Genomic DNA, 20,519 nt, shown 5'->3' with positions numbered 1-20,519 from the left:
TGTCAAAAAAAACTTACCTAATGAGACAAAATTTTCTAAAGGTCTCATAAATTCGTACGATACCCTTTGTAAGTTACAAAGATAAGGAACAGAAAACCAGATGGACAAAGCACACAAATTCAAAAGCACACTCGAAAGATACATCCACTACCGAGGAATCGATATCGTTCTCCACCTCAAAGACGGACAAAGCATTGAACTCGATAAAAATCGCCAAATGATGGACGATGTAGTGATCGGTAACTTAGCGAGTGGTGTTGTGCGCATTCCCGTCGCTGACATCCAAAGTGCCGATTTTTTCGCTGCTTAAAACCCCTATGCCACCTAAAGAATCAAATTACAGCTGCCAAAAGGTTTGGCTGTTCTAAAAGACTCTTTAGGGTTCTTAAGAATTCGGCCCCAACAGCACCATCGATCACTCGGTGGTCGCAAGAAAGGGTCAGAGACAAAACCCGGCCAGCTACCACGGCCCCGTTTTCCACAACAGGTTTGTCTTCTACAGATCCAACCGCTAGGATTCCACTTTCTGGTTCGTTGATGATGGCTGTAAACCGACTGATCCCATACATTCCCAAATTGGAAATGGTAAAGGTTCCATTGGAAAATTCTTCAGGTTTCAGTTTTCGTTCGCGGGCACGTTTGGCCAGTTCCTTCACTTCACGAGAAATCTCTAAAATGGATTTCCCATCTGCATTACGGATAACGGGCGTTAATAGTCCTCCGTCCAAAGAAACGGCAATCCCAACGTCCACTCGTCCAAATTGTAAAATAGAATCTCCTTGGAAACTCGCGTTGACTTTGGGATGAAACTTGAGGGCTGCTGCTGTAGCTTTCACAATGATATCGTTTAGGCTGACCTTCACTTGTAATTCTGGATCCAAATGTTTTTGGAATTCCGAAAGTTCTAAACGAAAGGTTTCCATTGCTTTTGCATTTACATCCACATTCAAATAGAAGTGGGGAAGATTCTGTTTGGATTCGGTCAGGCGTTTGGCAATGGTTTTACGCATTCCGTTTAAGGTAACCACTTCATCGGCACGTGTTGCCGTTTTGCTTGCGAAATGACTTGTACCAGAGCCTTGGTTTAAAGTATCCAAAACATCTTTTTTAGTGATCCTTCCCTCAGGTCCTGTTCCGATCACAGTATGCAAATCAATTCCTTGTTCGATAGCGATGGATTTGGCAAGGGGAGAGGCAAGGACACGAAGTCCTCCTCTGTTTGCGGAAACGACAGCGTTCGATGTGTTTTCTTTTGGCTGCTGTGTTTGTTTTGTTTCAGTTGGTTGGGCTGAGATGACGGTGGCAGTGGGTTCCGAAACGGAAGGTTTTGTTGTTTGGGTTTCGGTTTTATTTGCCTGTGGCGCATCCACTTTTGTTTGGCTTGGTGTTTGTTTAGGAAGATCCGCTATCAGAGCGGATACGTCTTCTCCTGGTTTCCCAATCACAGCCAAAGCCTGTCCCACTTTTAATTTGGCACCTTCGGTATGAAGGATTTTCAAAATCACTCCGGTTTCAAAGGCTTCCATTTCCATTACGGCTTTGTCAGTTTCTACTTCGGCAATGATATCACCCGGAGAGACGGAATCTCCTTCTTTTTTCAACCATTTAACAATCGTTCCTTCTTCCATCGTAGGAGAAAGTTGGGTCATTTCTTGAATTTTTGCCATTGGCAGTTCTCCTACTGTAACATCTCGCGGATGGTATCAGCAACTCTTGTTGCGTTCGGCAAACTCATTCGTTCTAAGTTGGCAGCGTAAGACATGGGTACATCCATTTGTGTGACTCGTTCCACAGGATGATCAAGGTAAGCAAAGGCATTTTTTTGGATGAGGTAAGCAATCTGGGCTCCAAATCCTGCTACAGGCCATCCTTCTTCCACTACAACTGCTCGGTTTGTTTTTTTGACAGACTCGTAGATTAGATTTTCATCTAACGGGCGTAAACTGCGAAGGTCTACAATTTCCACAGAGATTCCTTCTTTTTCTAGGATGGCCGCTGCTTCTTCCGCAAACCCGAGAGCCCTTGACCAAGTCACAAGTGTGATGTCTGTTCCTTTTCTTTTGATTTCTCCAAGTCCTAAAGGAATGGTGTATTCTTGTTCCGGAACTTCTCCCTTGGATCCGTATAACACTTCTGATTCGATAAAAATCGTTGGGTTATTGTCTCTGATGGATGATTTGAGTAGGCCGTAAGCATCTTTTGGAGTGGCAGGACAAACTACTTTGAGTCCAGGACAATGGGCATACCAAGATTCAAAGGCTTGGGAATGTTGGGCACCAAGTCTTCCCCCAGCACCGCCGGCACCACGAAATACAATCGGCATGGGAAATTGGCCCCCACTCATATAATTCATTTTGGCAGCTGAGTTGATGATTTGGTCGATAGCCACAAGAGAAAAGTTCCAAGTCATAAATTCAATGATGGGGCGAAGGCCCACCATTGCCGAACCAACTCCAATCCCGGCAAATCCATTTTCGGAAATAGGAGTGTCTATCACTCGTTCTTCCCCAAATTTATCTAACATCCCTTGGGAAACTTTATAAGCTCCTTGGTAATGTCCGACTTCTTCTCCCATCAGGTAAATGAGTGGATCTTTTTCCATCTCTTCCACCATGGCTCTGTTTAACGCCTCTCTATAAGTTAGGATGGCCATTTATTTATCCTCCGCATACACATACTTGTGTAGTTGAGAGAGTGGAGGTTCCGGTGAGGTCTCTGCATACTGATAAGCTTCATCAATTTGTGTTTGGATGTCTAAATCCATTTTATCTAATTCATCCGTTTTGATTCCACCTAATTCAAGTTCGTGTCTAGCACGCATGAGAGGGTCTTTCTTTTTATAGGCTTCTAATTCTTCTTTGGTTCTGTATTTTGCTGGATCCGACATAGAATGCCCTCGAAACCGATAAGTAGAAACTTCGATAAGCGTTGGTCCTTCACCGCGACGTGCCCTTTCCACTGCCACTTGGACATGGTCTCTTACCTTTCTGACTTCATCTCCTTCGATATGATCACGAGCAATGTCATAAGCATAAGCTCTCACAGAAACATCTTTGACTGCAAGAGCGCGGTATTCGGGAGTTCCCATCGCATAATGGTTGTTCTCGCAAATAAACACAACAGGGAGTTTCCAAATGGCAGCAAGGTTTAAGCCTTCATGAAACGAACCAATATTGGCAGCACCTTCTCCAAAAAAACAAATGGTAACGGAATCTTCTTTTTTAAATTTGGAAGCAAAAGCAATCCCGGCTGCAAGAGAAATATGGCCTCCTACAATTCCATGCCCTCCCATAAAATGAGCATTACGATCAAAAAAGTGCATTGAACCGCCGTTACCTTTTGAGATACCCGTTCCTTTTCCAAATAACTCTGCCATCAGAGGTTTTGGATTTAAGCCCCTTGCCAGTGCATGTCCATGGTCTCTATATGTGGAAACAATATAGTCCTTAGGAGTGAGGGCCGCGATAGATCCAACACCCACAGCCTCTTGGCCGATGTACAAATGTAAAAAACCACCAATTTTTCCTACGCTATAGGCTTTGGCAGCGGCTTCCTCAAACTTTCGTATAAGTACCATTTGTCTGTAGAACTCTTTCAACTCGCTCACAGATTGTGAGTCTTTTGGGATAGAAGAAACCAACGAGAACCTCCAAAACGACTAAAAAACTACACTATTTAGACGCAGAAGGAAAGCAAAAATCTTGCTCTCAGAGGGTCTTCTATGAGACACTTTCCATAGGATACTTATGAAAATTACGAATGCCGGTATCGAATTCTTAGAATTCAATGAATTTAAAAATTTTGCTGTGGATTATGATTTGTTGGGATCAGTTTCTCTCAGTGAACCTGTTGTCGGAAAAAATGGAAATATCCTGATCAAAGAAAAAGTTGCGATCAAAGAAAACATTTTAATGAAGTTAGAAGGAATGGAAGGAAACTATATCCCTTCGTTTAAACTAGCAATGTCCAAAGATTTGATGCGGATGCTTCGAACAGTACTCTCGAAAGCAATCTTAAGTCGTATCGAAGACCGATCCAATGAATTTATCTTTCATTTATATGAACAAAATGCAGAACGAATGGCGAGCCTCAAAGGGATCATTCAAAATTCTTTTTATTCCAAATCACTTGCTTTGTCTTTTTTTCGAATTTTACTCAGCCATAAAGAATTCTTCAATCATATAGCTGACTTTGGATTGATTAGTTTAGGTGCCGTCATTCAAAAAAAATACGGCTTTAAAATGGTGAATCGATTTAGTTTTTTAGCTGGTCTTTGTGCCGATATTTCTGTATCAAAAGAAGGATTTTATAAACAAAGTTTTTTTGGTTCTTCCCTTACTTCTGCCGTGGGTCTTTCTCTCGAAATCGCACGAAAATTTAATCTTCCTGAAGAAGTCATTAGTGCAATCAACAATCATGGTTCTAGTGCGTTTGAAATTCCGGGTGTTTCCCCTGCAAATGTGAATGTGGATGATCTTCGCAAACACCAACTCAACCAAGACCTTTTGACCGGAAGTGGAATGGAAGATGATGCCAGTGACGATGAAGAAGAAGCTGGTGAATACGCTGATGATACAGCAGAAGTGACACTGGATGCTTTAAAAATTGCCCGTTATATCATGGAAAATTTAAAGGTGAGTTCTGATAAGGAACATGTTTCGGAAAAACTTCTAGTGATGTTTACTTATAATGCAGAGAAGGGACTCTTTCGAAAGGATCTTGCGGATCCAATGATCGATCGATTCAAAGAATTTGACCAAGCCATCAAAAAAATTCGAACCATCGCAGAAATTGAAAACAAGTGTAAGTTCCAAACTTCCGCTTGGGCTTATCCCAAACCAAAAGCAGCACAGATTTTATGCCGAGATAAAAACTACCAATGTCCTTGGATCGTCAATGGTTGGGATCTTCGAATCATTTCTCCTCAAGATCCCTTTGGACATATTGGAATTGCTTTGGATGTAGGAACTTATCCTAAATGTGCTTTAGAAGAAGAACTCCATGAAAAAATAAAATATTCTGATAGTTAGAGATAAAAATAGAATTTCATCTATGACCGTTAGTTGGTTGTAACAACTGAAGATAGGGTGGGAAAAAAAATCTAAGTTTGATTTGGAAAATAAAATGCCTTAAAATAAAAAAACCAACCGCTTCCGGTTGGTTTTCTTTTTACAGAAAAGATGATTAGAAACCAGCTGGTTTTTTAATGTCTTTTGTTGCGTCTTTGATCGCGTTTGTTGCTGCTTTTTTAGCTTCTGCTTCTGCTGTTTTTACTGCTGCATCAACTTTTTTCTCTACTTCTGAAGTTACTTTTTTAGCTGCATCTTCAACAGTTTCCATTTTTTCTTCAACAACAGGCTCTTCTTTTTTGCAGAAAGCAAGTCCAGAAGCCATAGTCACACCAAGAATTAAAACGAGTAGTTTTTTATTCATTGAAAGTTTTCTCCTAAAATCTTTTAATTCTGCCAAAACTACTCGATTGCGATTTCTTTTGAAAGAAATTTCTGTATTCGAATCGAAAATTATGCTTTAGGAACGAAGGTAAGGAATTCTTCTACTTCCTTCTTACTTCCAATAATGAGCGTTGTTCTTTCATGAAGTTCTTTGGGAGTTAGGTCAAGGATCCTTTCTCCCTTCACTGTCACTGCCATCCCACCTGCTTGTTCTGCGATATAGGCCATTGGTGCCGCTTCGTACAACAAACGTAACTTTCCATTTGGGTATTTCGAAGATTTTGTATCGTTCGGATAGAGGAAAATTCCGCCTTTGAGTAAGTTCCTATGTAAATCCGCAACTAGGGAACCAATGTAACGAGCTGTTTTTGGTTTTTTTCCACCTTCGATGGATTTGATTTTTTGTAAGTAAGCTTGTACTTCTGGCGACCAATACGAGGCATTTCCCTCATTGGCAGAGTAAATATCTCCAGATGCAGGCATTTGCATATTGGGGTGAGAGAGTAAAAATTCACCCACACTTGGGTCTAAGGTAAATCCAGAAACTCCCTTTCCGGTAGAAAGCACGAGCATTGTAGAAGATCCGTAGATGATATATCCAGCGCAGCGTTGCAAATGGCCTTGTTGTAAGAGGTCGCGTTCGTCGCCTGGTTCTTTGGAGTTTGGCTCTAATCTTTGGTGGATGGAGAAAATGGTTCCGATGGATACGTTGGTGTCGATGTTCGAGGATCCGTCTAACGGGTCTATTGCCATCGTGTATTTTCCTATATTGTATCCACCAGGAATGGGGATGATATGTTCGTGTTCTTCGCTCGCAAGGACACAGAGGTGGCCACAAATTTTGAGGGACTGGTTGAAGGCATTGTCTGCGTATTGGTCCAATTTCATTTGGGTTTCGCCTTGGACATTTGTATCATCGGTAGCCCCGAGGATATCATCCAAAAGTCCGGCTTTTCTAACTTCTCGGCCTACGATTTTGGCAGCATAAACGAGATGGCTGAGTAGGGCTGTAAATTCTCCCGAGGCATGAGGGATTTTGAGTTGCTCTTCTAGAATGAATTGCGATAGAGAGATGAGTTTTTTTTGTTTCGGTGTTGCGTTCACAGGTTCCCCGAGTAGTTTTTACTCCATTTTGGGGGGATAACTCCAGGAGCAATCCTTTCTCCTTTTGATTGGCCTTGCCAAAACCGATACTAAAGATAGATTCCAATGATAGATCCAACTCATGTAAGCACTTCCCCCTCAATGCAAATGACAGATTACCATTCCCGAAGGCTTGGCATTAGTTTTGCCAGTGTGGGTGCCCATTTGGGTTGGGTGTATCTGGCAGGTGAAATTGTTTATGAATTTGGCCGGACCGAAAAGGAAGAATGGCTACGGAGTCTTGTTTCTGAGAAAAGCGGGGAACTGGTTCGTAGTTTAGAATTTATGGAACCAAAACCTCTGGGAACATTTGCCGAAAGAGGAAAAGATTTAAAAATCAATATCATGCGCCTTCCCGAGGGAGAAGTTCCTGTTTTTGTCCTTGTGGTGCAAGAAATAGAACCTGAACTTTCAGATCGAAATTGGGAAGATCTATCCAACCAGGTTTTGACCTTTTGTGCCACGGGCATTTCCATGCGAGAAAAGAACCTTCTCGACTTCCAAACCATTACCGAACCAATCCGCAAAAAAATGGAACGGTCTTTTTCGGGAGAGGTCACTTCAGGAGTGATTGCTTTCTTTCACCTCCAAGACCTTTCACCCTTTTTCAAACCAATGGGTGTGGTGAAAAGCCAAGAGATTTTAAGGGAAGTCACAACCACCCTCCACAAAGAAACGAGAGAAAATGAATTCAATTTCCAACTAAACCCGCGTTCCTATTTTCTATTTTGTCCAGGCGAAACATTGGATGGAGCCAACAACCGGTTTGGTTCGCTTTACTTTCCGTCCAAACATTTGATTTTGGACTATAAACTGAAAATTTTCCCGATTGATCGGGAGATTCTGGCGGATGATTCGCGGTTTTCCTCGATTTTCATTGAAAATTTCTGATTTGTTTTTCGGCTGAATTGACAAATCAGGGCGGTTTCCGATACCGTCAAAACTAGACCATTTTTACAAAAGGACAGTTGTTTGTCTATGACCCCACAAGTAGGGATTTATTTAAAAGAAGGGGAATCTATCGAGGCGGCGCTTCGTAGATTCAAAAGAGATTGTGCGAATGCAGGTATCATGAGCGAAATCAAACGTCGTGAGTACTTCGAAAAGCCTAGTGTTGTGAAAAAGAAGGCTGTCGAAGCGGCAAAACGCAAACGAGACAAAAAGAAAAGATTATTCGCTAAAAAAGATAAACTTTAATCTTTAAGCTGGTTTTCCAATGACCCTGCAAGAGACGATCAGTACCGATCTAAAAACGGCATTAAAGGCCAAGGATGAAACAGTCCTCGGCACTTTGCGTCTGATCAAAGCAGAAATTCAATATGAATTAACTAAAACCGGTGCTTCCGAACTGACGGATACTGCTGTGATGCAGATCCTCAAATCCAATTTCAAACGAAGAAAGGACACGGCAGTCGAATACGACAAAGCCAATCGTCCTGATCTTTCGAGTAAAGAAATTCAGGAAGCAGAAGTCATCTCTCGTTATATTCCAAAGGAAGTCTCCGAAGAAGAAATCTCAATCGCAGTCAACGATGTTATTGTGGAATTGAATGTTAGCGGAGCCCAGGATATGGGGAAGGTGATGGGTAAAGTAATGGCAAAATTTAAAGGACAAAATATAGACGGCTCCAAGGTATCCTCCCTCGTTAAACAAGCACTTAGCGTCCGTTAATACTGTTATACTGTGAATCCTTACCAAAGTTTTAAAGAAAGAGTTCGCAGAGAAGTCTCCATTGATTCCTATATCAACAGGTTTGTTCCCTTACGTCGTATGGGCAGAAATCTCGTTGGAATTTGCCCCTTCCATAATGAAAAAACTCCATCCTTCAATGTAAACGCTGAAGGCGGATTCTATCACTGTTTTGGATGTAAGGCTTCTGGTGATTTGTTTCGGTTTGTGATGGACTACCAAAAGGTAGACTTTCTCAAATCTTTAGAAATCCTTTCTGATTATTCTGGAATTCCTCTTGTGGAAAGAACCAAAGAAGAGGAAGAATCTGAACGTAAAAAGGAAGCTCTCTACCAAGTATCTCAAAAAGCTTTGGAATACTTTCAAAGAAATTTAAATACCAGTGCTGGTGAAGTGGCTCTAAAGTATTTAGAATCACGTGGGATGTATGCAGAGGATTTAAAAGTTTTTAAAATAGGATTTGGCCTTCCTGGATTTGGAAATTTACGTCAGGACTTGTTTAAAACAGAAGCCGAAGTTAAGTTAGGTGAACAGTTAGGACTTCTCAAAAGACAAGACCAAAACAGAGATCCTTATGACTTTTTTAGAAGTCGCATTATGTTTCCGGTCATTGATACTCGGGGGCGAGTGATTGCCTTTTCGGGACGAATTTTGGGCGAATCAGAAGAAGCAAAATACATCAATAGCCCCAACTCCCTCATTTACGACAAAAGTCGTACGTTTTATAATTTGAATTTAGCCCAAGACAGCATTCGAAAAACAAGAGAAGCCGTCATCGTTGAAGGTGTGTTTGATGCCATTGGTCTCTTTCGTAAAGGAATTGAGTTTGTGGTCGCACCACTCGGAACAGGATTTACGGAAGGTCATGTTCGGATTTTAAAAAACATGGCGGACAAAGTGTACTTAATGATGGATTCTGATAAAGCAGGAACCAAAGGTGCCTTTCGTGCTGTGAATCTCCTTTCGAAAGAAGGGGTGGTGGTAAAGGTCTGTCATATCCCAGAAGGAAAAGATCCTTTTGATTATTCCCTCCATCATAATAAACAAGAAATTCGGGATTTACTCGAAGCGGCAGCTCCTGCTTCCCAATTTATGATTCGCGAAATCCTAGGTGGTGCCGGTCCTTCTTCTTTGGCGGAAGAAAAGCAGGCCAGTGTCAAAAAACTCTTTGAATTCCTGAAACCCATGGAAAAAGAAACGGACAAACAAGTCTATTTAGAAGAGGGCGCGCGCCAACTCGGACTCTCTTTTTCTTCGCTTTTTCAGGATTTTCGTGGCAAGCCGGGTGTAACTTCGACCCCCTCTGTGGTCGATACTAAAAAAGAACGGACAGCAACTAAACCGGGGAAACTTTCTCCCATTTTGGTTTGTGAACGTAAGATGATCGCAATGCTCATTCAGAATTTGGAACTGTTTAGTTTCGCTGATGATTTGTTGTCTTTAGAGTTTCGAGATGAAGTATCCGCTTTTCTTTGGGACTATTTATATACGAAGTATTTGCAGAATGAGAACCTAACAGCTGCAGAAATTCTTTCGAGGGAAGAGATTCCTTCGGAATACCTGGGAATGATTGCCGAACATTTTACGGCCGATGAATCGACAACACCAGGACTATTTAAAGGGATGTTTCTTTACCATGCGGATTTGTTGGATGACGCAAGGATGGAAGAACTTGTCAAAGAGATGGCCAAACCTGACTTAACGATTGAAGAAAAGAACAATCTTTTGTCAGAACTTTCACTTTTAAAAAGTGAAAAAAATAAGAGATCCGTGTATCTCCGAACGATCCAAACGTTAGAAGTTTAAAAAGGATAGAGGTAGAATGGAAAATCTAGCAAGCCTACCAGAAGTACAAAAGATCATCTCGATCGGAAAAGCAAATCGAGAGGTATCTTATGATGAAATCAATGAAATACTTCCGGATAAAATTTTAAATTCCGAAAAGATTGATGATGTCTTCACTCTGTTACACGAGATGGGGATTGAAATCGTAGAAGAATATTCCAAAAAATCCTTGGAAGAGTCTAGTTCCCTCACAACAACCAAAGAAGAATCTACAAAAGAAACAAAAGAGAAACCTGCACGTAAAAAAAGAGAGTCTAGTGTTTCTTCAAGTTCAGAAGATCCGATTCGCCTTTATTTAAAAGAAATTGGTAAAGTATCTTTAATCTCTGGTGAAACAGAAGTGTTTCTTGCCAAACGGATTGAGAAGGGTGAAAAAATCATTGAAGAAACAATCCTTAGTTCTTCAATACTACGACAAAACTTTGCAAAACTAATTCCAAAAATAAAGTCCAAAAAAATCAAAGTTTATGACTTGGTGAAAGTGGACAAAATGTACGCTCTCAACCAAGAGCAAGCGGACAAATTAGAAAAAGTATTTTTTGAAAACATGGAACTCATCCAACAGGATGAAAAAGTTCTAAACGAATCCCAAAATAGAATTCGTAAATATTCTGAAAATTCTAAGAAGTTCAAAGAACTCAAAGAAAAAATTGATTTGTCCACTGGCAAAATTGATGAAGCCATTCGTAAAATTGGAGTTTCTCAAAAAGAAATCCAAAAGATCTCTCAAAAGATCAAATCGATGGTGTTTCGTGTTAAGGAAATCGAAAAACATTTCCTTAAAATCAAAGCCAAATACGGACATGATGTTCGTGAAATCAAAGCCCTCAACCGTTTCATCGAAAAAAATGAAAACTTAGATGAAATCGAAAAAATGATGGGTTGTGACATTGATGAAGTCAGAGAAGTCATCAAAGACATTCGCAACAACGAAAGAAAACTCCGCCGTATGGAACAGGAAGCTGGTTCTCCTGTTGGGGAAATCAAAGACTGGGGTGAAAAAATCATCAAAGGGGAAAGGGAAATTGCACAAGCAAAAAGAGAACTTGTGCGAGCAAACCTTCGTTTGGTGGTCTCCATTGCGAAACGTTATGCCAATCGTGGAATGCATTTCTTTGATTTGATCCAAGAAGGAAATATCGGTCTCATTCGTGCAGTAGATAAGTTTGAATACAAAAAAGGTTATAAGTTTTCCACTTATGCCACTTGGTGGATTAGACAAGCCATCACTCGTGCGATCTCTGACCAAGCAAGAACCATCCGTGTTCCTGTTCACATGATTGAACAAGTCAACAAAGTGATTCGGGAAACAAGACTTTTTGTCCAAGAGTTTGGTCGCGATCCATCCAATGATGAAATTGCGGAAAGACTTGGTTGGCCCGTCCAAAAAGTCAAAGCTGTGAAAAACGTGGCTCGGGAACCAATCTCTCTTGAGATCCCGGTAGGTTCTGAAGAAGATTCTGAACTTGGTGATTTTATCGAAGATAAAGAAGTCATCTCTCCACTGAACTCAGCCGCGTCTTCCATTCTCTCAGAACAAATCCGTCAGGTTTTACAAACTCTTCCTGCTCGGGAACAGAAAGTCATTCGGATGCGGTTTGGTTTAGATGATGGGTATGCTCAAACATTGGAAGAGGTGGGTTATCAGTTTAAGGTGACTCGGGAAAGGATTCGTCAGATCGAAGCAAAAGCACTTCGTCGACTCCGCCACCCAAGCCGATCAAAAAAACTCAAAGATTATATCGATTAAATCAAATTGTTTTTCGCTTGATCGAAGTTTCGTTCGGATCCATGGTTTGAAAGTCCATGGGTTCGAACCAATTATCATCTTCTCCGTCTTCTTTATTTTTCCAAAATTCAAAATCCTTTTCTAGTATTGTTTTCGTATTTCTTTTTATTCCTATATTCTTTCACTGTAAAGCATCAGAAAAACAACTAGATTACCTTCGCACACAAAGTCTCGGCCAAATCAGTCCCGAAGAACCATGGAGGTTTAGTCCTGAGTTTTCATTGGATGATAAAGTCTCTACGGCATTTTGTGCCAATGCCAAGGAATTTGGATCTGGATTTACTCTTTATCTAAATTCTTTTTCTCAGTTTTCCGCCTTACAGATATTTAATGGATTCCATAGAAGTGCAAACGACTTAAAAACAAACGATGCTGTGAAAAAACTTCGAATCACAACATTTGAGATGGAAACGGATGATTTAAAATCTAAATTAAAATTAGGTTCTACTGTGGATCTAGAACTATCCAAACCAAAATTTGGAAAATCAGGATTCCAAGTTTTGGATTTAGATGCAAAGTTTCATGGTAATGTCATTCGATTGGAAATTTTAGAAACCCATGGTTTGGGGTCCACTGGCAGGGTTTGTATTTCCGAGGTTCAGTTTGGAGAAATACAAAAAGAAAAATTTGTTTCTTATCCTTGGGTATCCTTTGACAAAATCAAACGTACCATTGAACAATTTGGAAAAGCCGAAAGGCATTATTCAGGATTCAAACAATTGGTTTTGGCCAATGAAAAGGGAACCATTTCTTTTTATGATCAAGGAACCATCCTCCCCGTTTTTTTTAAAGCCGACCAAACCTTTAGTTTTTCCGAAATGTATGGAGAAGGTGACCCGTTGGGATTTTTGCCATCCATTGTGGGAACTTATAGCATCCTACAATCTTCCGAAGAAGGATTGGAGTTAAACTTAAGTTATTATGACGGGGGTGGTATCGAAAGAAATATCTCTTGGATTTTCAAACGTGCCGAAGTGGGTGATGAAGACTTTGAAAATTTCAAAACAAAACTGGGAACTCGATTCTCCGAAGTATTTAATCCCAAAACGCATTATTTACTCGTTTTAAAAGAAAAGGAATCGGGAAGAACTTTTTATCATTATGAACTTCCCAAACCGAAATAGAAACAAATCAGAATCAGGCGATCGTTTTCTTTAAATCTTTGATATGACTTGTCAGTTCGTTTAAAGAAGATTTTTTTTCCGCTTCTTTCCAACCTAGTTCTTTGGCGAGTGTATTGGCGACAGGAACTGCGAGAGATTCCGCTAGTTTTAAATCTAGAAACACAACTCTCCACCTTCTGGATAGAACATCGGTAACGGAAAGTGCAAATTCCTTTTTCACAAAATGTTTGATTTCTTCTACGAAATATCCAGAGCCCTTTTTGATTTCCTTTGGATTTTTACCTAAAATAAAAGATACTTCTCCACCGTAAGCATCCACCAAACGAACCGCAGTGTCATAAGAGAGATCATACATGGTTTGGATTTTTGCCACCAAATGTTTGGAGTATCCATCGGCTCCAGGAAAAGCAAAACTTGCCGTCACACATTTCATTTTGGGAGCTAGGTTTCCAACAGAGATTAGTTTATCAGTCAGGTCTTCGGCCATTTTTCGAAAGGTAGACCATTTCCCACCAGACATAGTCACAAGACCAGAGTTTGAGACAAGAATGGCTTCTTCGCGTGAAATGGATTTTGTATCTTTTTTATCTCCCGTAGAGATGAGAGGGCGAAGGCCCGAAAAAACAGATCCAATGTCTGCTTTGGTTAACTTTGTATCTAAGTAATCATTTCCTGTTTTTAGTAAAAACTCAACTTCTGATTGGAGAGGGAGTGGTTCCTCATCGATTTGTTTGATCGCCGTGTCAGTGGTTCCCAGGAGAACTTTTCCTTCCCAAGGGATTACAAAAACCACACGACCGTCAGCAGTTTTGGGAATGATCATTGCTGTGCGACAAGGTAACTTTGTTTTGTCGAAGACAAGGTGGATTCCTTGGCTTGGTGCGAGGACATTTTCTGCTTTGGGATCATCCAGTTTTCGAAGGGAATCAATCCAAACTCCGGTAGTATTTGCGACCACTTTCGCTTTGATATTAATTTTCTTTTTGGTGATGAGATCTTTTGCAGTAACACCGATGATTTTCCCACTTCCATCTTTTAAGAAGGAAACCACTTCCATTCGAGAAAGAACATCGGTTCCATTTTCTTTGGCAGCACGAACAGTTGTTACGTTTAGTCTTGCGTCATTGAACTGAGCATCATAATAAGAAATTCCACCTCTCAGTTTCTCTTTTTTGATGGAGGCAAAATAATCAACTGCTGTGGCTTTTGAGATCCTTTCATGTCCTGGAACAATTGATCTTCCCGCGAGAATGTCATACATCGTAAGACCAATGGAGAAAAAAGGTTTTTCCCACCAAACATATGTTGGTAAAACAAACTGCAAGGGTTTTACAAGATGGGGAGCATTGATGAGGAGGCGTTTTCTTTCAGATAGAGCTTCGTAGATTAATTTAAAATGGAACTGGGCTAAATACCTGACCCCTCCGTGGATGAGTTTTGTGGAACGAGAACTAGTTCCCGCGGAGAAATCTTGTTTTTCTAAAAGGGCTACCTTGTATCCACGTAAACTAGCATCCAGTGCGGTGCCAGATCCAGTGGCACCTCCGCCGAGTACTAAGACGTCGTAGTCAGTTGATTCTAATTGTTTTAGCGTTTGTTTTCTTTCATCTAAATGATTCATAAGGGTTTTTACGTACTTTGGTGGTTGCCTATAGAGATTCTACGGTTAGTATTGTCAAAAGTCACCATTTCTACCATCGAAAATTTTTGAATTTGTTATGAAAACTGAAAGAGAATTGAACCAAGAATTAGATACCATACGCCGCGGAACTGTTGAGATCATCAGTGAGGCAGAGTTACTAGAAAAAATAAAATCCAAACCTTCCCTTACCATCAAAGCGGGTTTTGATCCCACAGCTCCCGATTTACATTTGGGACATTTTGTTTTGCTCCGAAAACTAAAACACTTTCAAGACCTGGGCCATGAAGTTTGTTTTATGCTTGGTGATTTTACTGCCATGATCGGAGACCCTACAGGCAAATCCGAAACAAGGAAACGTCTTTCGAAAGAAGAGGTTTTGGAAAATTCTAAAACATACCAAAACCAAGTTTTTAAAATTCTCGATCCAAATAAAACCAAGATCCTATATAACTCTCACTGGTGTTCCGAAATGAAATTCGAAGATGTTTTGGTTTTAACATCTAAATACACAGTTTCTCGAATGTTAGAAAGAGACGACTTTACCAAACGTCATAAAGCGGGCACTCCCATCTCCATGATTGAATTTCTATATCCCTTAGTACAAGGTTATGATTCTGTTGCGATGAAGGCAGATGTGGAACTTGGGGGAACAGACCAAAAGTTTAATATGTTAGTGGGTCGCGACTTACAGAGAGAATACGGACAAAAACCACAATCCGTCGTTACTTTACCATTACTAGTGGGACTTGATGGTGTCAAAAAAATGTCCAAGTCACTTGGGAACTATGTGGGCATCATTGAAAAACCCATCGACATGTATGGAAAAATCATGTCGATCTCAGATGACCTGATGTGGAATTATTTTGAACTTTTGACAGATCTCCCTATTTCCGAAATGGATAAAAGAAAGGAGGGGATTCGTTCGAAATCTCTTCATCCCAAAGAAGTGAAAACGGAACTAGCTCTCCTTGTGATGGACCAACTCCATCCAGAAGAGGAAAATAGGAAGGCAGTGGAAGAGTGGACTGCCATCCACAATACAAAAAACAGAGCCCTGCCGGATGAAATTCCGACGGAAACATTGGACTCCTCTTATTTTACGGAAAAACCTCCGCTACTTGTTTATGTTCTCTCTCAGTTGAAGTTCATTCCCAGTGTGTCGGAAGGGCGGAGGCTTGTTCAAGCCGGTGGATTGTATTTGGATGAAGAAAAAATTACCGATCCTTCCTTGTCCTTGGAAAAGGGAAAAGAATACCTGATCCGACAAGGGAAGAAGGGAAAATTTTTAAAGATAAAAACATAAAGCTGATGGCCAGTCTTTTAGAACGCTTGCACCAAATCCGATATTAGCTAGTAAGGAAACCTATACCCGCATGTCCCTCGACCCGACAAATGAAGAAAAGGAAATTCAGGATATTGTTCATGAACTTTCCCAGGACATCGAGAAGGACAGGTTATTTGCAAAAAAACTTCGAAAGTTTGCCCTTGTTTCGGCACTGGCTTTTGTTGGGGTTACAGTTCTTGTTCTTTGTGGGTATTTACTTTATTTAAGTCTCAGTGTCACGAAACTCGAAACAGAAGTAAAAGAAAAAGAAAAGAATCTAAGAGAACTCGAACAATCTCTATTTTCTCTGATGTACCAAGAGCAACTCCGAGAAGAATATGCTCTTGCGGGTGATGTAGAGCCTGATTCGGCACTAACCAAACAAGTCGAAGAAAACATCCAATTTCTAAAAGAAGTCAGCCAGAATACAAAAGGCAGAAATATTCTTCGTGGGAATGAAACCCAAAAAGAAATTGCCCTTACCTTTGATTTGGCAACGGGAGAAGACCTCCCTGTTTTATACAATTATATCAAAGAACATAAAATCAAAGTGACTCTCTTTCTTTCGAATGAGAGACCATCCGACATCAATGGATCTTTTTTCATTCGGAATAATTTAGATTATATCAAACGAATGGCCAAAACTGGATCGGTAGAATTTGGAAACCATACTTGGTCTCATTTCAATTACCAAAGATCTGTAACGGAAACTTCCTTAAAAAAAAGGACGGTTCTTGAGTATTTATCCAAATCAGTTTTGGATTTACCAAGAATGGCGGAAGAGTTAAAGCGAGTAGAGGATACTTTTCATTCACTCACCAAACAAGAATTAAAAAAATATTACCGCCTACCATATGGGGCACTCAGTCAATTGATTTTAGATGCCCATGCAAGCCTAGGTTATACAGACCATATTATGTGGTCAAATAACTCCAAAGGGTCTCTTGATTTGCCAGATTATATCAGCAAACAATTCCTTTATAAAAAAACATCTAAAGGTAAAAAGGAAGTGGTTAGAAATCCTCATTACAAAACTGGTGAGGAGACCTTAACCTTTTTGGATCATTGGGAAAAAGCAGATCCGAACGGAATGAACGGAGCCATCATCCTGATGCATTTGGGTGGACCAAGAAAATTTGATAAGTTGATTTATATCCTTCCTACCTTCATTGAACGAATGAAGGAAAAAGGATATAAATTTGTGACCTTATCAGAAGTTTTAAACGATAAAAAAGACTAAGTTTTCTTTTTTATCTTACGCAAACTGTTTTTTCCGAGATTGGAATTTTGCCACTGCCCAATCTTTAAATAGATAAAGGTTTAAATAAAATACCGGCACCATAATGAGAGTGATAAAGGTAGCAAAAGCAAGTCCCCATCCAAATGCCAAAGCCATCGGAACAAGGAAAGGGTCTTTTCCTCCAATTCCATAAGCAGTCGGAAGGAGTCCAAGAACCGTTGTTACTGTTGTTAGTATAACGGCTCTTAATCGAATGCTTCCTGCTTCCACAAGCAAATCGAAAGTGGATTTGTTCGGGTTTTCGAGACGAAGTTGGTTGGCGCAGTCCACAAGGACAATGGAGTCATTTACGACCACCCCCGCAAGTCCAATGATCCCAAGAAAAGCAAGGAAGGAAAATGGTTGTCCGTGGAGTAAAAAAGCAAAAATCACTCCAATCACTGCAAAAGGAATGGCACTCATCACAATCAGAGGTTGGGCGAGAGAACGGAATAGGGAAGCAAGGATCATATAGATGATGAGAAGTCCCACAAGAAAAGCTCTTCCGAGTGATGCCATGGATTCTTCCGTATCTTTGTTTTCACCTGAAAAACGCACAGAATAACCCGGATATTTGGCGATGATACCTTCTGTGAGTTTTTTTGCTTCGACGTTGACCTGTCTGGAAGTGGAGACTGTTTCATCGATATTGGAAGTAACCGTTAACAATCTTTTTCCATCTAAGTGGTTGATGGAGGCTCGGCCAGGGTTCCTATCATAACTAGTCAGCCTAGAAACAGGGATTAAGTTACCAGTAAGGTTATTGACATAGACTTTGTTTAAATGGGTGAGGGAAGCTCTATATTCTTCTGGGAAACGAACACGCACATCCACTTCCTCATCAGCTCGTTTGATTTTAGTCGGTACTGTTCCTTGTAAAGCTGTGTTGATGGCAAGTGATACGGATTGAACGTTTACACCAGCAAAGGATGCCAGTGATTCATCTACAGAAACTCGGATTTCATCTTTTCCTTCGTTAAAATCATCACCGATATCAGTGACTCCATTGATTTTTGCGAGGGCGGCTTTGAATTCAGCGCCAATTTTGAGTAAGGTGGCAAAGTCATCCCCTTTGATTTCAATGGCCACAGGTTTTCCCACTGGTGGACCACCTGCCAGTTTTTCAAATTCTAAGTTAACAAGTTTTCCTTTTAAAGAAAGGAATTCTTTCGGAACATCTGATTTTGTAATACTTTCTTCTTCTTTGCCAACATTTTCTTTGGCTAACTTTTCTTCTAAAAGGAGGAGTGCCTTCTCATTTAACATAAATTTGGTGTTTTGACGCACCACTTCAATGATTGTTTCCGTAGATCTTTCTCGATTGTCATCAGGGGTTAAATACACCATCACTTGCGCATAATTTTTCCCCCTTTTGGTAAAGGGGTCATTCGGATCTTTTTGGATGATACCCACACGGGAGATATAGTTTTCTACTTCTCCGTCAGGCAGTTGGCCTACAGCAACTTCAATGGCCTGAATGAAACGATCTGTTTCTTCCAGTTTTAATCCAGTTTCAGCGGTGACTCTTATTTGGAAGGTTTCAATGGCTCCCGGAAAGAGTTTGAATTTTCCAAATTTGACTTGGATGGCTAGTGAAAAAACAAATAACCCCATAAGAAGGCCTATCATTTTCCATCGATTTTTCAGTGCAAAACTGAGGAGGGGTAAATAGGTATTTTCTTTGAATCTGATAAACCAATGGGATTCTTCTTTCACCTCACCTTTCATATTTGTGGTTTTACTCACATCATACAAATGGGAAGGTAACATAAAGAAAGCTTCAAATAAAGAACTACATAAAGATAAAATGACAACTAAAGGAATGGAATGGATAAACTTTCCAAAGATCCCCGTCATAAAAAGCATTGGCCCAAACGCGGCAATGGTTGTTGTTACTGTTGCCGTCACGGGAGCGATGACCTCGCTTGTTCCTCGCATCGCGGCTTCGAAGGGTTCTTCTCCCATTTCTAAATGGCGGTAAACGTTTTCGCAAATGATGATGGCATCATCCACCAAAATTCCGACAACTATGATAAGGCCCATCATGGAGATTAAGTTTAAAGTTAACCCCATATAGTTCATCGCCACAAAAGTCATAGCAATGGAGATCGGAATTCCCAGTGCCGTCATGAGTGCCATTCGCCAACCGAGAAAAACAAATAGAGAGGCCGTTACAAGAAAAAGTCCTGATACTGCATTGGATGTTAAAACTCCAAGTCGTCTTCTGATGTATTTAGAAAGGTCATTGACAAATGCGTGTTTGACTGTTCCACCAGTGGATTTAATGAATTCTTCTACAACTAATTTAGAATCATCAACGACAGAGATGGCATCCGCTTTTTCCCTTTTTATCACTGTTAAGGCAATGGCAATATTTCCATTGGATTTGTCTAAATATTCCGAATCTTCAAATCCTTCTGTGACACGGGCAATATCACGAATTCGTACAGAACGTCCGGCATCATTGGAACGAACAAAAACATTTTCAATTTCTTCGGGAGTATCAAATTCTCCAACAGTGCGAACAATGATTTCCCTTGTTCTTTCGTTGATATTTCCACCAGGGAAGTTGATGTTTCGTAACTTAAGGGCGTTCAGGACATGGGTGGATGATAAGGAGTAGGCTCTCAATTTGTCTGGATCCAAATCCACTTTCATTTCCCTTTCTCGCCAGCCTCTTTTGGTAATTCTTGCTACAGCAGGAAGGTCTTTCAGTTTTTCTTCTAAAATTTTTGCTTGGTCACGAAGTTCTTTTCCATTTAACAAGGGTTTACCGTCTTTTAAGGTAGAACTTAAATGGATTTCTATGACTGGTTGCCTTGCCGTTGTGATCTCTGTCACAATGGGATCATCTACATCTTCCGGTAAATCTTGGATTCGGTCAATGGCGGACTTTAGATCATCGACTACTTTTTGAGTATTTTTTGTATTGGGATCAATGGTGATGATGATACCGGATCTGTTTTCCAAAGAAGCAGATCGGAATTCTTTGATTCCATCTACTTCTTTAATGGCATCTTCCAAAGGTTTGGTGACCAATTTCTCGACATCAGCAGGTGCTGCACCAGGATAAACAGTTGTGACACTGACAATATCAAAATTGATATTGGGAAATGCTTCGCGGTTCATCGTGGCAGCAGTGAATCCACCAACAAGAAGAATAAGAAAGGTAAGAAGGTTTACGAATAAACTCTTCGAAAGAAAGTATTCAACGATGGATGTGCCCATAA

General features: G+C 40.4%; 17 protein-coding genes. 10 read left to right on the top strand and 7 right to left on the bottom strand.

Features of this window, described 5'->3' with window-relative positions; genetic code table 11:
• Positions 1-100: 100 nt before the first annotated feature.
• Positions 101-310 (top strand): hypothetical protein, encoded by a 210-nt coding sequence (locus EHQ70_RS03895; RefSeq protein WP_004788926.1) that lies wholly within the window; start codon positions 101-103, stop codon positions 308-310.
• Between the two features lie 22 nt (positions 311-332).
• On the opposite strand, the gene EHQ70_RS03890 is transcribed toward EHQ70_RS03895, so the two are convergent.
• Genes EHQ70_RS03890 through pdhA form a run of 3 tightly spaced genes read right to left on the bottom strand, consistent with a single transcriptional unit; the run spans position 333 to position 3,640 of the window.
• Positions 333-1,667 (bottom strand): pyruvate dehydrogenase complex dihydrolipoamide acetyltransferase, encoded by a 1,335-nt coding sequence (locus EHQ70_RS03890; protein WP_135583677.1) that lies wholly within the window; start codon positions 1,665-1,667, stop codon positions 333-335.
• A gap of 11 nt (positions 1,668-1,678) precedes the next feature.
• Entirely contained in the window at positions 1,679-2,653 is a 975-nt protein-coding gene (locus EHQ70_RS03885; protein WP_135583675.1) for a pyruvate dehydrogenase complex E1 component subunit beta, read from the bottom strand.
• Complete coding sequence (gene pdhA, locus EHQ70_RS03880; protein WP_135583673.1) at positions 2,654-3,640, bottom strand: pyruvate dehydrogenase (acetyl-transferring) E1 component subunit alpha; 987 nt, start codon at positions 3,638-3,640, stop codon at positions 2,654-2,656.
• 106 nt (positions 3,641-3,746) lie between these two features.
• Between pdhA and EHQ70_RS03875 the strand changes: the two genes are divergently transcribed.
• Positions 3,747-5,030 (top strand): hypothetical protein, encoded by a 1,284-nt coding sequence (locus EHQ70_RS03875; RefSeq protein ID WP_135583672.1) that lies wholly within the window; start codon positions 3,747-3,749, stop codon positions 5,028-5,030.
• A gap of 154 nt (positions 5,031-5,184) precedes the next feature.
• Here EHQ70_RS03875 and EHQ70_RS03870 read toward each other — a convergent pair whose 3' ends face one another.
• A complete protein-coding gene (locus tag EHQ70_RS03870; protein ID WP_244288214.1) occupies positions 5,185-5,469 on the bottom strand; it encodes a hypothetical protein in 285 nt (94 codons plus the stop codon).
• 53 nt (positions 5,470-5,522) lie between these two features.
• Complete coding sequence (gene fbp / locus EHQ70_RS03865; RefSeq protein ID WP_135583670.1) at positions 5,523-6,557, bottom strand: class 1 fructose-bisphosphatase; 1,035 nt, start codon at positions 6,555-6,557, stop codon at positions 5,523-5,525.
• Positions 6,558-6,662: 105 nt separating this feature from the next.
• Here fbp and EHQ70_RS03860 point away from each other — a divergent pair, with 105 nt between their 5' ends.
• The 6 genes from EHQ70_RS03860 (at position 6,663) to EHQ70_RS03835 (ending at position 13,044) form a co-directional block, all read left to right on the top strand.
• Entirely contained in the window at positions 6,663-7,487 is an 825-nt protein-coding gene (locus tag EHQ70_RS03860; protein WP_135583668.1) for a hypothetical protein, read from the top strand.
• A gap of 87 nt (positions 7,488-7,574) precedes the next feature.
• Positions 7,575-7,793 carry a 30S ribosomal protein S21 gene (gene rpsU / locus EHQ70_RS03855; protein ID WP_002973784.1) on the top strand — a complete coding sequence of 73 codons (219 nt, stop codon included), beginning with the start codon at positions 7,575-7,577 and terminating at the stop codon, positions 7,791-7,793.
• A gap of 19 nt (positions 7,794-7,812) precedes the next feature.
• On the top strand, positions 7,813-8,268 hold the full coding sequence (locus EHQ70_RS03850) for a GatB/YqeY domain-containing protein (protein WP_135583666.1): 456 nt from the start codon (positions 7,813-7,815) through the stop codon (positions 8,266-8,268).
• Positions 8,269-8,280: 12 nt separating this feature from the next.
• On the top strand, positions 8,281-10,092 hold the full coding sequence (dnaG, locus tag EHQ70_RS03845) for a DNA primase (protein ID WP_135583664.1): 1,812 nt from the start codon (positions 8,281-8,283) through the stop codon (positions 10,090-10,092).
• Between the two features lie 16 nt (positions 10,093-10,108).
• Positions 10,109-11,881: an RNA polymerase sigma factor RpoD gene (gene rpoD, locus EHQ70_RS03840; protein WP_135583662.1), complete on the top strand. Its 1,773-nt coding sequence runs from the start codon at positions 10,109-10,111 to the stop codon at positions 11,879-11,881.
• Positions 11,882-11,937: 56 nt separating this feature from the next.
• On the top strand, positions 11,938-13,044 hold the full coding sequence (locus EHQ70_RS03835) for an NADase-type glycan-binding domain-containing protein (RefSeq protein ID WP_135583660.1): 1,107 nt from the start codon (positions 11,938-11,940) through the stop codon (positions 13,042-13,044).
• Positions 13,045-13,057: 13 nt separating this feature from the next.
• On the opposite strand, the gene EHQ70_RS03830 is transcribed toward EHQ70_RS03835, so the two are convergent.
• Complete coding sequence (locus tag EHQ70_RS03830; RefSeq protein ID WP_135583658.1) at positions 13,058-14,665, bottom strand: glycerol-3-phosphate dehydrogenase/oxidase; 1,608 nt, start codon at positions 14,663-14,665, stop codon at positions 13,058-13,060.
• Between the two features lie 97 nt (positions 14,666-14,762).
• Between EHQ70_RS03830 and tyrS the strand changes: the two genes are divergently transcribed.
• Positions 14,763-15,989: a tyrosine--tRNA ligase gene (gene tyrS, locus EHQ70_RS03825; protein WP_135583657.1), complete on the top strand. Its 1,227-nt coding sequence runs from the start codon at positions 14,763-14,765 to the stop codon at positions 15,987-15,989.
• A 70-nt stretch (positions 15,990-16,059) separates the two neighbouring features.
• Positions 16,060-17,250 (top strand): polysaccharide deacetylase family protein, encoded by a 1,191-nt coding sequence (locus EHQ70_RS03820; RefSeq protein WP_135583655.1) that lies wholly within the window; start codon positions 16,060-16,062, stop codon positions 17,248-17,250.
• A 15-nt stretch (positions 17,251-17,265) separates the two neighbouring features.
• Here the strand turns inward: EHQ70_RS03820 and EHQ70_RS03815 are convergent, their stop codons facing one another.
• The gene (locus tag EHQ70_RS03815) at positions 17,266-20,517 is read right to left on the bottom strand and encodes an efflux RND transporter permease subunit (protein WP_135583653.1); all 3,252 of its coding nucleotides are present in this window, start codon (positions 20,515-20,517) and stop codon (positions 17,266-17,268) included.
• Positions 20,518-20,519: the final 2 nt, after the last annotated feature.

Origin of the sequence: Leptospira congkakensis, from assembly GCF_004770265.1 — a bacterium.
GTDB lineage: Bacteria > Spirochaetota > Leptospiria > Leptospirales > Leptospiraceae > Leptospira_A > Leptospira_A congkakensis.
Note: the sequence above shows the minus strand (reverse complement) of the source record. Positions and strands in the feature narration are given on the sequence as shown.